Below are 12252 nucleotides of genomic sequence, written 5' to 3'. Positions count from 1 at the left end.
GTTATCTAGTTCGGCGAAGATTTTGCCATCGTAGGCGGCGCCGGCGTTATTGTTGCGAAGTTCGAGTTGATTGGCATCGACCGTCCAGCCGCCAGCAGTGGCGGTCGTGTAACGCGACACACCACCATTACCCAAGGTGCCTGCTACCGACTCAAAACTGCCGTTTGTAACCAGATTGGCGGAAGCCAAAAAAGGAGCGGTTATCAGGGCTGCGACAAAAAGTTTTTTCAAGATTGGATCCTAGTGTTTGCTGGCGAATTGCTGGACTGCGATTCAAGAGGTTGGGCGTCCATCGGACGGAGTTGAAGCATGAGTTTGCGACTTTCCAGGTGAGTTGCGAAGGAATCAGCGCCCGGGTGCGCCGACGTGGAGAACTATCTTGCCGCGCGCCTTGCCTGCCTCGCCAAGACGGTGCGCCTGCGCTGCATCAGCGAGCGCGAACTCCTGACCGACGACGATGCGCAAACGCCCGTCATCTACTCGCTCGGTCAGCTGCGCCAGTACCGCGCCGCGTGGTGGCGTAAAGATGAAAGCTGCCCGCACACCTGCTGCGGCTGCACGTTCGGGTGGCGGCGGCATGGCGGTCGCGACGAGGAGCCCGCCCTGGCGCAACGTGCCCCAGGACGCCTCTTGCGTCGGCCCGCCCAACGTGTCGAGCACGATGTCCATGTCGCGAGCGATCTGCTCGAATCGCTGGGAGCGGTAGTCGATCAACTCGTCGACTCCGAGGCTCTTGACCAGGGCCAGGCCGTCGCCGCTTGCAGTGGCGGTGACATGGGCGCCGTGCTCCTTGGCCAGTTGCAAGGCAGTCGTGCCAAGCGCACCGGCGCCACCGTGGATCAGCACCCGCATGCCGCGCTCGACTTTGGCAGTCTCGATCAAGGCAGTCCACGCGGCCTGGCCCGCCATGGGCAGGGCCGCCGCAGTGGCGAAAGACGCGGTGCGCGGCTTCTTCGCGACTTGGCTCGCATCTACAGCCACGTACTCGGCATAGGTGCCGCCGCGCGCGAACTCAGCGTAGAAACAGACCTCGTCGCCAAGCTCGAAGCCGGACACCCCACCGCCGAGTGCGGTGACGACACCAGCCGCATCAGAGCCGAGCGTCATCGGAAAACTTTTGGGCATATGCGCCGCCATCGCCCCCGAGCGCATCTTCCAGTCGATCGGGTTGACGCCGGCTGCGACCACGCGAACCAGCAGGTCCATAGCGCCAAAGGCGGGCATCGGCGCGTCGTCGAGCTGCATCAGTTCAGGTCCGCCGTAAGCATGGACGCGGATGGCTTTCATGTTCGATGTCCTTGATTAAAGACCGCAGTTTGACAATATTCGCCGGCGCGCAGTAGTCACAAGAACGGACAAGACTTTTCCAAAAATGGAATAGACTGCTGAAAGTTTACCCAAGGTGGAAAAATGAATGATCTCTTGGCGCTGGGCGACATGGCCTTGTTTGTCGAAGTAGCGCGTACAGGCAGCTTCAGCCGTGCCAGCGCCAAACTCGGTGTGCCAGGGGCAACACTGTCACGCCGCGTGGCCGCCATGGAGCGAAAGTTCGGCGTGCGGCTATTTGACCGCACCACACGCCGGGTCGAGTTGACCGCTGCCGGACGACGTTACTTCGAGCGCTGCGGTGATTTGGTCGACCAAGCTCGTCTGGCGCAAGAAGCTCTGCGCGAATCTGCCGCAAGTCCGACGGGGCATGTGCGCGTGTCGATGCCGGTTGACATGGGCGTCAATCACATCGGCCCGCTTTTGCCGGAGTTCACGCGTCGCTTTCCAGGCATCACCTTCGAACTGGATCTGTCGCCCAGCCAGCGCGATCTGGTGGGTGAACATATCGATGTCGCCATCCGCATAGGCGCCGTCAAGGGTGACCAACTGATCGTGCGGCGCATCGGCACGGTCGAGATGCTGATGTTTGCCGGGCCTGCTTATCTGGAGCGGCATGGCGAGCCGCAGCAGCCGGCCGACTTGGTCGAACATGAGTGTTTCAACCTCCCTGCGCCAGGGCGCGAGGCGCTATGGAGCCTGATGCGTGACGGGGCCGAGATGGCGGTCACGGTTCGTGGTCGGTTTGCCACCAACAATCTTGGACTAATGCGCCTGCTTGCCGAGCGTGGATTGGGCATTGCGGTGCTGTCGCATGCACTTGCGCGCGATGCGGTGAACGCGGGGCGCCTAGTTCAGGTGTTGCAGGGGTGGACCCTGCCGCCGCTGCCGGTGCATGCCGTAATGTCCTCGCGGCTACAGCCGGCCGGCGTGCGAGCCTTCGTCGATTTCCTGGCGGCACGGCTATCCTTGGTCTGACCGAATCAGTGTGCAAGCCTTCATGGACTGGGCGCAGGCCTTGCTGATTCGGCGCCTGGGGCAGTCTTTGATCATTCACATAAGCAACTCGACCGCAAAGACTGCGGCCGACGGCGCGCGACAAACTGGCCTATCGGCTCAGTATCAGTTCTCGTACATGGATGAGTGAGTGGCCCGGTCATGCTCAGTACTACGCCAAACAACTTAAAGGCGCTAGCCTTCGTATGATTTCGACTAAAGTGGTCGCATACACGGAGGGGGCTATGTCCGAAGTGCGAGAAAGTGACTTGGCCGTGGAAACCTTCTACTTGGCCGTCGGGTCCTTGTGCTGGGTTGAGGTCCGGCAACGCATACAGGTGTTGCTGCAGGGTCCGGGCAATTCACTGCGTTTCGAGCTGCTTCATGCTTGGCTGGAAATGCGCCAAGGTCGTGCGGTGGCACCCGACTTGATCGACCGAGCGCGGCGGTTGGAGCTTGATGCCTCACTTGACCCGACACAGCGCGCTGAGCTGCTGATGTTCCTCGCCCTGAGCGGGAAAGCGCTTGGGCTGACCGTGCAAGCCATGAAAAACGAAAGCGAGGCGCTTGCCTTGTTTGAGAGCGCCGGCCGTCGCGTGGGCGCTTGCATGGCGGCGCAGCAGATGCTGTTGTATCTGGTTGTGGTGGGCGACCTTGATGAACTGGACCGCCTTTTGCCCGCGCTAGAGAAGCGCCTGCTTGGACGCTTTGATTGGATGGATGTTTGTTTCGAGGGCTGTCGGGCCACGGCGGCGTATGGTCGCGCCGAGGCCGGCGATGAAGGCAGTCGGCGTCATTGCATCGACTTGTACCGCAACCTCTATGAGCGGACCAAGGCCTCGCATCTGCAGGGGTTTCGAGGGATGGTCGGCACCAATTTGGCGGTCAATTTGGTCTTGGCTGGCGAGTTTGAAGCGGCGCGACTTCAACTCCAGGAACTAGAACTTCTGGACGCAGGTGCCGATCAGCGGTCCGTGGTCTTGTTCCAAGCTTGGCGCGCCTATACCCGCGCGCAGTTGGGTTTGCGTGAGGGGCGTTTGGACTTGGCGGCGGCCGAACTCGGCCAGGCGATTCAGCTCGAGTTGGGTAGTCAACGCAGCGCCAATCTGCAAATCAAGATTATGGATGCGCAGGCGGAATGTGCGTTCCGTCAGGGGCGCATCGATGACGGGCGCCGTGCTATTCAGGGACGCCAGATGGTGCAGGACGAAGTCTTGCGGCAGCTGCGCGCCAAACACAATGCAGGTATGGCCGCGATGATGCGCGAGGCGCAACTGGCGGTCGAGCTGCGCGCCAGCAATGTCGAGCTGCGCAAAGCCTACGATGAAATGGAGCAGCGCGTGCGCGAGCGCAGCGCTGAGTTGGTCGAGGCGCAGCAAGCCTTGCAGCGGCATGCGCAGCGCGGAGTGATCAGCAAGTTGCTGATCGGCGTCGCCCATCAGCTCAACACGCCCTTGGGTACAGCGGGTTTCACGGTGAGCGCGCTGCGCGATCAGGTGAAAGGCTTGCAAGCACAACTGCAAGCTCCGATGCGCAAGCAAGATTTGTTGCTGGGACTGGCGCAACTCGATCAAGCTGCAGCGCTGGTTGAAAGCAACCTGCTGCGTTCGCATAGCCTGCTGTCGCGCTTCAGCGAGCTGGGGCTGCATGAGCATTTGCATCAAAGCCGGCGAGTGGAGATGGCGCCCTGGCTGCGCGAGCAGGTGCAGGCGCTACAGCCGGAATGGCGGGCGGCCGGTATATCTCCCGAGCTGCAACTGGAGGAAGGTATCGAATGGCTGGGCGCGGTCGATGCTTTGGCCCAGGTCTTGCAACATCTATTCAAGAATGCATTGCGCTTTGGCTGGGTGGCCGGAAGCCTGCCAGAGATTACATTGCTGTTCGCCAGGTTCGATCCCGCGCCTGGCCTATGCATTGAGGTGCAGGATCGCGGCCCAGGCATGAGCGAAGCTCGCCGCGCCCATGCTTTTGAGCCCTTTGCCGAGCAATTGTTAACGGAGGGTGGCCTCGGCCTTGTGCTGGTGCGTAACTTGGTCGAGGGATTGATGCGCGGCCAGGTCGAGTTGCTGCCGAATCAGCCGCAGGGCCTGCGTGTACGCATCATCTTGCCGGACTCTGAATCGATGGTGTCGAAGGTAAAGCTGAAAAATGCACCGCCATAGCTCAATGCCTTGTGAACAGAAGAGAAGGCCTTGAGGATCAAGTCTTGAATCTGAAGCCCTCAGCTATTCCTGTGACGGCAATTTGGCTAGCCAACGAACTACGGCTTTGGGCACACTGCTGCCGCAGATGACAAGGGAACGAGCTGCTCCTGTAGGGTCGATCGCGCCTATTCGACGGGTCAAGCAGCAGCCATTCGGCTCCGGTTGACCGGCGACTTCGTGAACGGCTCCTCTTGTGAACGCTGACCAAGAACCGCTCCTATTCGCTGGTGAGAACGCGGTTTTGATCCGGTGCTGACTGAATCAAGTATTGTTTTGAAGCTTGCAAGGCAAGGCCGATGGCGAACGAGTTCATCGGCCGGCGGCGGTATCGCGTTGTGGAGCAGGCGTTTGAGCGGCGGCATTCCACAATGCCCGCGGCTTGAGGCCCGTCGGTACGGCGGCTTTAGCCGGGCTGGCACCCATGCCAGCGCATCCGGTACAAACCGGCAATGCCGAAGCAGGTGGGCGCGGCAGCGGTCTTCCTCCAGCCGGCAAGCTTGACGACCGCGCCGCGCCCGACACCGTGCCGTTGAAGGCGGTGCCATGAGAGTGTGGCGCGCCGGGACGAGTCCGTCCAGCACCTTCGGTGAATCCGGGGTGTGCACATGGATCGTCCTGCCCGTCTATTCCTCTGCGCAGGGTGCCGCGTCCAAGTGGCGTTGTGCAGCCACTGTGACCACGGCAACCTCTATTGCGGCCGTTCTTGCTGGCGTCGTTACCGTGAGGTTGCGCGGCGTGAGGCCTCCAGTCGGTATCAGCGCTCCCGCCCGGGTCGGCTGGCCCATGCCGCTCGGACACGACGGTGGCGCCAGCGGCAGGCCGGCCGCCGTTTCGAGAATGTGACGCACCAGGGTTGCCCGGCCGGGGGTGTTGCGGCTCCACTGGTCACATGGACCCAAGATGCAGCCTCAGCAAGTTCGGCAAGCGCGGCAGATGCGGATCTCGGCCCGCTGCCTGTCGCTGCTGCGCCTTCCGCCACTTCCCCGCCCGCGCCCACGCCCACGCCACTCGGGTACTGCCGCCGCTGCGCCGCACCGCTGACCGGCTGGTTGCGTCAAGACTTCTTGCGGCGCGGCTCGTGTGCTGCGCCGCGCGCCGCATCATTCACAAGGCCGCGCCATGACCATAGCCCCTGATTTGGCCGCGCAGATTCTGCGACTACATAACGCCGAGAAGTGGCGGGTCGGCACCATCGCCCGGCAATTGCATGTGCACCGCGACACCGTGCGGCGCGTGCTCGCTGCCAGTGGGTCACCCGTGCCGCCATCCGCGCAGCGACCCAGCCGCATTGACGCCTATCGACCCTTCATCATGGAGACCCTGATCAAGTTCCCCACGCTCACGGCTGCACGCGTGTATGCCATGGTCAGCGAGCGGGGTTACGTGGGCAGCGAATCGCACTTCCGCCACCTTATTGCCGAGCTGCGGCCTGGCCCGGCGGCCGAGGCCTACCTGCGTCTGCTCACCTTGCCGGGTGAGCAAGCGCAGGTCGATTGGGGTCACTTCGGCCACTTGCAAATCGGCCGCGCCAAGCGCCCTCTGATGGCCTTCGTGATGGTGCTGAGCTACTCGCGCCGGATCTTCCTGCGCTTCTTCCTCGACGCCCGCATGGACGCCTTCTTGCGCGGCCATGTGGAGGCGTTTGCGGCGTTTGGCGGGGTGGCGCGGGTGCTGCTGTACGACAACCTCAAGAGCGCCGTGCTGGAACGTGTGGGCGATGCTATCCGCTTCAATCCGGTGTTACTCAAGTTCGCCGCTCACCATCTGTACGAGCCGCGCCCGGTGGCGGTGGCGCGTGGGAATGAGAAGGGGCGGGTCGAACGCTCGATCCGCTACGTTCGAGACAACTTCTTTGCGGCCCGCGAGTTCACCGACCTGGCCGACCTCAACGCGCAGGCCCGGACCTGGTGCGAGGGACAAGCTTCAAAGCGGCGCTGGCCCCAGGACACCAGCTTCAGCGTGCAGCAGGCCTTTGAGGGCGAGCGGGCTCACTTGTTGCCCTTGCCGGTGCACGACTACGCCGTGGGCGAGCGGCTGACTGTGGTCATCGGCAAGACGCCTTATGCCCGGTTTGATCTGAACGATTATTCGGTGCCGCACACCCATGTGCGCCGAACCGTGAGCGTGCTGGCCGATGAGCAGTGCGTACGGATATTGGACGGGACCCAAGAGCTGGCGGTTCATGTTCGCAGCTGGGATAAGGCGGCGCAGATCGAGAATCCCGTTCACATCCAGACGCTGGTGGAGTGCAAACACAAAGCCCGTGCGCACAGAGCCTGTGACCGGTTGAGCGCCGCCGTGCCGGCCAGCACCGAGTTGCTGAGGCGCGCGGCCGAGCGCGGCCATAACCTCGGCTCAATCACCGCCTCGTTGCTGCGCCTGCTGGAGCGTTACAGCGCAGCGGCGCTGCAGGCCGCCATGCTGGAGGCGCTGGCCGCCAACGTGCCGCACCCGAATGCGGTGCGCCATGCGCTGGAGCGGGCAGCCCAAGCAGACGGGCAGCCGCCGCCCACCGCGCTGATCCTGCCCGAGCACGTAGCCCGCCGCGATGCGCCAGTGCGCCCGCACAAGCTGGACTCCTATGACCGCAAGGAGAGTGATGATGAGACTTGAGCCCCCGCCGATTCTGAGCGCCGATCTTCACACCCAAGCAGCCGGCTTGCATCTGCATGGCTTGCTGAGCCGGTGGTCGGAGGTCATGGCCGAGCCCGAGCGCGCCCGCTGGGTTGCCGAGTTACTCGGCTGGGAGGCGCAAGAGCGGTCCCGTCGCAGCCTGGAGCGCCGGCTGCGCGCCGCCCACATCGGCCGGTTCAAGCCGCTGGCGGACTTCGACTGGCAATGGCCCACGCAGTGTGACCGGGCGGCCATCGAGGAGCTGATGACGCTGGACTTCATGGCGGACGCCAGCAACGTCGTGCTGGTCGGGCCCAACGGCGTGGGCAAATCGATGTGCGCCTGCAATATCGGCTACCAAGCCGTGTTGGCCGGCCACAAGGCGCTGTTCATCACGGCAGGCGCTTTGCTGGGCGAATTGGCCGCGCTGGACAGCGACACGGCCTTGCGCCGAAGGCTTAAGCACTACGCTGCGCCGGACCTGCTGGTCATCGACGAGGTGGGCTACTTGTCGTACTCAAACCGGCATGCTGACTTGCTGTTTGAGCTGATCAGCCGGCGCTACCTGCACAAGAGCACGGTGGTGACGACGAACCGGGCCTTTGCGGAGTGGGGCGAGGTGTTCCCCAATGTGGCCTGTGTGGTGTCATTGGTTGACCGGCTGATGCACCGGGCGGAAGTGGTGCGCATCGAAGGCCCGTCGTACCGGAAGAAGGAGGCCGACGAACGAGCTGATATCGCCAAATCAAGGCGACAAGCCAAGCCGGCCGGAACTGCCAAAGCTGCGCCCAAACGAGCAGGCAAGGAGGCGCCATGAAGACGCGCCGAAGCCGAGCGAACAAGCCGCGGACCCTGCCCAGCCACTGGACGCCTGAACAAGCGTTGGCGGTATTCGAGGCTGTGGAATACCTGCGGGATTCGCTCTGGGCGCGTTATGGGCCTCACATTCAGCAAGCCTGGCGCGAACAACTGATGACGACAGACGACTCGTTGGAATTCGAGTCGGGCGAGCCGTTCTGACGCGCCTCGGGATAGCGGACGGCGCCGCTGAGTTCTTCATTCAAGATCAAAGGTCGACCCCAAAGACAAAGCCCCGATGAAGGGGCTTTGTCTTTGGTGCTTGCTTGGCCGAACAAGGCACTGCCGGCCAAGGACCAAAAACCGCGTCCTCACCGCCGAATAGCAGCGGATCGGCGCCGTCGCTAACAAGAAGCTATGTCATGTCTGTGCGGCGATGCCAATGCTCATGTAATAGGGCGCGTGACACCATGCGAACGGTTGATGAAGCAGAGTTAAGGTAGGACAGCCAGCCGACAGCAATTTTTTCGCTCCCAAGACAGTTGTTCAATTTTACATAATACACATTGTCGATATTGAGCGGTTGACCAGAACACTTGCAGGGAAAACAACTAGGCGACTTAAGGATGGCCCTCCCTATGCTGCGACACCAACTTTCCGTCCACTCAAGCCACAAGCCGCCCGTGAAAAACAATCTCTTCAAGAAGCCAGTCAGCATTCGACTTAACTACCTGCCATTGGCCTTCTGCGCCATCGCCGTTTGGCCGCAGGCTCAGGCGCTTGAGGCAAGCTCAGACAAGACACCATCGCCCGTATCGGCTCCGGCGTCGGCACCTGTCAATAAATGGAACGTCAATCAGCCTCCTGGCCAAGCGCGCCAAGTTGACATCGATACCCGCAGCGGCACATGGATGAGCGTGGACGTCAGCCCGGACGGCAAACAAGTCGTGTTCGACCTGCTCGGCGACCTCTACATCATGCCGATCGAGGGCGGCGAAGCGCGTGCGCTGACGCATTCGATCGCCTGGGAGCAGCAAGCCCGCTTTTCACCCGATGGCAAACAGTTGGCCTTTCAGAGTGACGCCGGCGGCGGCGACAATATCTGGGTCATGAACGTGGACGGCACGGGCGCACGCGCTGTGACCAAGGAAGATTACCGCCTGCTGAATAACCCGGTCTGGCACCCGAGCGGCAAATACATCGCCGCGCGCAAACACTACACCGGCACACGCTCGGCCGGCTCGGGTGAAATCTGGCTCTATCACGTTGACGGCGCGGCGGTCAGCAACAAGGGCGTGCAGTTGAACGAGAAGCCCAACTGGCAAAAAGACCTGGGCGAACCGGCCTTGTCGCCGGACGGCAAATTTCTCTATTACTCGCACGACAGCACGCCCGGCCGCAGCTTCGAGTACAACAAGAATTCCAACGGCGAGATCTTCAAGATCTTCCGTCAGGATCTCGCCGACGGCAGCGTCGAGGCTTTCGTGCAGGGGCCCGGCGGCGCGATCCGCCCTACCCCTTCCCCTGACGGTAAATATTTGGCCTTTGTCCGGCGCGTACGCAATCAAAGCACCCTATTCCTGAAGGATTTGCAGAGCGGCCGCGAGACTGCTGCTTGGGGCGAGTTGGAGCGCGACCTGCAAGAGAGTTGGTCGGTCAACGGCGTCTATCCGGCGTTTGCCTGGACACCCGATGCCAAAAACCTGGTGCTTTGGGCCAAGGGCAAACTGTGGCGGGTGGATCCGTTCAAACATAGCGCCGTGGAGATCCCCTTTCATGTCAAGGATCGGCGCGAGATCCGCGAGGCGTTGCGCCAAGCGCAGGTGGTCGCCCCGGATCAGTTCGCCGTCAAGCAACTGCGTTGGGTCAGTGTCGCGCCCGATAGTGGTAGCGCCGTGTACTCGGCCCTGGGCCATCTGTACTTGAAAGACCTGCGCGCCGGCAAAGATGCGCCGCCGCGCCGCCTAACGCAGCAAAACGACGGCTTTGAATTCTTCCCTAGCTACTCACGCGACGGCCGCGAGCTGGTGTATGCGAGCTGGCACGACGAAAAGCTCGGTAGCGTGCGCAAACTCGATCTGGCCACTGGCCGCGAGACGCTCATCACCAAGGTGCCGGGCAAATACCTGGCGCCGAAGTTTTCACCCGATGGCAAGAGCATCGTCTACAGCAAGGTCAAGGGCGGCTACCTCACCACGCCTTGGCATGGGCTGGAGAACGGTGTCTTTCTCGCTGCAGCAGACGGTCGCGGCGAGCCTCAGCGGATTGCTCGAGACGGCGAGGCGCCGCAATTTGGCGCCCGTAACGATGCGGTGTTTGTGAGCCGGTCCAGCATGAGCAACGAGGTCGATTCGCGCCGCGCACTATGGCGCATCGAGCTGAAGGATCGCAGTGAAACCGAGGTCGCGCGCGGCGAGTTCGTCAGTGAATTCAGTCTCTCGCCGGACGGGCAATGGCTGGGCTTTGTCGAGCGCTCTCATGCTTATGTGAGCCCGCTGCCGCTGGCCGGCAAGACCATCACCGTTGGACCCAAGATGGACGCACTGCCGGTGCGCCAACTCGATGTGGTGGCCGGAGAAAACATGCAGTGGAGCGGCGACAGCCAGCGGGTGCTGTTCAGCTTTGCCGATGAGTTATTCAGCACGGCTTTGGTCGACGCTTTTGCCCCCCCCTTGCTAGACGCCGATGGCAAGCCAACGCCGGATTCCCCCAAGGCCTTCAAGGCGGCGGATGTTCAAAAATCCGGCCGCAAGATCGGCTTCAACCAAGCCAGTGACAAGCCACAAGGCCGCATCGCCATCACCGGAGCCCGCATCGCGACGATGAAGGGGGATGAGGTGATCGAAGACGGGGTCATCGTCATTGACGGCAACCGCATCGCGGCAATCGGCGCGGCCGCGCAATTGAACATTCCGGCCGATGCCAAACGCGTGGATGCGAAAGGCAAGACCATCATCCCCGGATTGATCGATGCGCATTGGCATGGAGGCATGGGCGAGAACGAAATCATCCCGCAGCAGAGCTGGATCAACTATGCCTCGCTTGCCTTCGGCCTGACTACCATTCACGACCCGTCAAACCGCAACGGCGACATCTTCACGCAAGCCGAGATGCAGCGCGCCGGCCTCGTCACCGGGCCGCGCATCTACTCGACCGGCTCGATTCTGTATGGCGCCAAGGCCGGCATCACGGCGGTGGTGAACAGTCTGGACGATGCCATCAGCCACTTGAAACGCCAGCAAGCGGCCGGCGCCATCAGCGTGAAGAGCTATCAGCAACCGCGTCGCGAACAACGCCAGCAGGTGATTGAGGCGGCACGCCAGACCGGCATGATGGTGGTGCCCGAGGGCGGCTCGCTGTTCCAGCTCAATATGAGCATGATTGTGGACGGCCACACCGGCATCGAACACGCAATCCCCGTCGCCGAGGTTTACGACGATGTGCGGCAACTCTGGACGCAAACTCAGGTCGGCTACACCCCGACACTGAACGTTGCCTATGGGGGTCTCGACGGCGAGCATTACTGGTATGCCCGTACCGAGGTTTGGAAGCATCCGCTGCTGACCCGGTATGTGCCACGCAGCATGCTGGAAGCCCGCGCGGTGCGGCGCGAAACCGCACCCGAGGAAGACTTCAACGTGATCCGTGTGGCGCGCACCGCGACCGCTTTGCAACGTGCCGGCGTGAAGGCCAATATCGGCGCCCACGGTCAGCGCGAGGGGCTGGGCGCGCATTGGGAAATGTGGATGTTCGGCTTGGGCGGCATGACGTCGTTGGAGGCGATCCGCACCGCGACCGCCAACCCGGCGCATTACCTGGGGCTGGACAAGGACCTGGGCTCGCTGGAAGTCGGCAAATTGGCCGACTTGGTGATCATCGACGGCGATGTCTTGAAGGATATCCGTCAAAGCGACCGGATCAGCCATGTGATGCAGAACGGCCGCTTGTTTGACGTCAGTAATATGAACGAGGTCTTGCCGCGGCAAAAGGCGCGCAAGCCCTTCTTCTTTGACGGTGCGGAAGGCCGCAGCATGCCGATTGAGGACATCGGCCACGGGCACGAGGGAGATTGAGTGGCAGCTTCAGTCGGCAAATCCGTAGGCGAACTCATATATTGATTTAATTCGCTAGTGAATTTACACTTCAGGCACAGCGAGCCCAAAACTTGCTGTGCTTTTTGTCTTTCTGGAGGGCTCTGCAATGGCTGCTTTTGCTTCGTCCGCTTCTTCTGCCTCTGCCTCTTCCGCAGTGACCCGGGTGCCGGAGGCTGCGCCCGTGAGTCACGGCCTGCTCCAGCAGCGTCGCCTCAAGCGCG

At 62.1% G+C, this 12252-nt stretch carries 8 protein-coding genes and 1 pseudogene; 7 read left to right on the top strand and 2 right to left on the bottom strand.

The window, feature by feature from the left end; genetic code table 11:
• A pseudogene (locus tag LNV07_RS13430) lies at positions 1-231 on the bottom strand (hypothetical protein); the annotation flags it as partial.
• Between the two features lie 114 nt (positions 232-345).
• Positions 346-1287, bottom strand: coding sequence for an NADP-dependent oxidoreductase (locus LNV07_RS13425; protein ID WP_263571661.1), 942 nt, complete (start codon positions 1285-1287; stop codon positions 346-348).
• Positions 1288-1410: 123 nt separating this feature from the next.
• Here LNV07_RS13425 and LNV07_RS13420 point away from each other — a divergent pair, with 123 nt between their 5' ends.
• The 7 genes from LNV07_RS13420 to LNV07_RS13390 all read left to right on the top strand — a co-directional run bounded on the left by LNV07_RS13420 (position 1411) and on the right by LNV07_RS13390 (position 12010).
• Positions 1411-2304, top strand: a complete 894-nt coding sequence (locus LNV07_RS13420) for a LysR family transcriptional regulator (protein ID WP_263571660.1) — start codon at positions 1411-1413, stop codon at positions 2302-2304.
• Between the two features lie 263 nt (positions 2305-2567).
• On the top strand, positions 2568-4484 hold the full coding sequence (locus LNV07_RS13415) for a sensor histidine kinase (protein WP_263571659.1): 1917 nt from the start codon (positions 2568-2570) through the stop codon (positions 4482-4484).
• A gap of 463 nt (positions 4485-4947) precedes the next feature.
• On the top strand, positions 4948-5073 hold the full coding sequence (locus tag LNV07_RS13410) for a hypothetical protein (RefSeq protein ID WP_263571658.1): 126 nt from the start codon (positions 4948-4950) through the stop codon (positions 5071-5073).
• A gap of 572 nt (positions 5074-5645) precedes the next feature.
• Positions 5646-7139: an IS21 family transposase gene (gene istA, locus LNV07_RS13405; RefSeq protein ID WP_263571657.1), complete on the top strand. Its 1494-nt coding sequence runs from the start codon at positions 5646-5648 to the stop codon at positions 7137-7139.
• A complete protein-coding gene (gene istB / locus LNV07_RS13400; RefSeq protein WP_263571656.1) occupies positions 7129-7956 on the top strand; it encodes an IS21-like element helper ATPase IstB in 828 nt (275 codons plus the stop codon). Before istA ends, istB begins: the two co-directional genes overlap by 11 nt.
• Positions 7953-8159 carry a hypothetical protein gene (locus tag LNV07_RS13395; RefSeq protein ID WP_263571655.1) on the top strand — a complete coding sequence of 69 codons (207 nt, stop codon included), beginning with the start codon at positions 7953-7955 and terminating at the stop codon, positions 8157-8159. The genes istB and LNV07_RS13395 overlap by 4 nt, the downstream gene beginning before the upstream one ends.
• 461 nt (positions 8160-8620) lie before the next feature.
• Positions 8621-12010 (top strand): amidohydrolase family protein, encoded by a 3390-nt coding sequence (locus tag LNV07_RS13390; protein ID WP_263571654.1) that lies wholly within the window; start codon positions 8621-8623, stop codon positions 12008-12010.
• Positions 12011-12252 lie beyond the last annotated feature (242 nt).

This window comes from Roseateles oligotrophus, assembly GCF_025717515.1.
GTDB lineage: Bacteria > Pseudomonadota > Gammaproteobacteria > Burkholderiales > Burkholderiaceae_C > Paucibacter_A > Paucibacter_A oligotrophus.
This window is presented reverse-complemented; position numbering and strand designations above follow the sequence as displayed.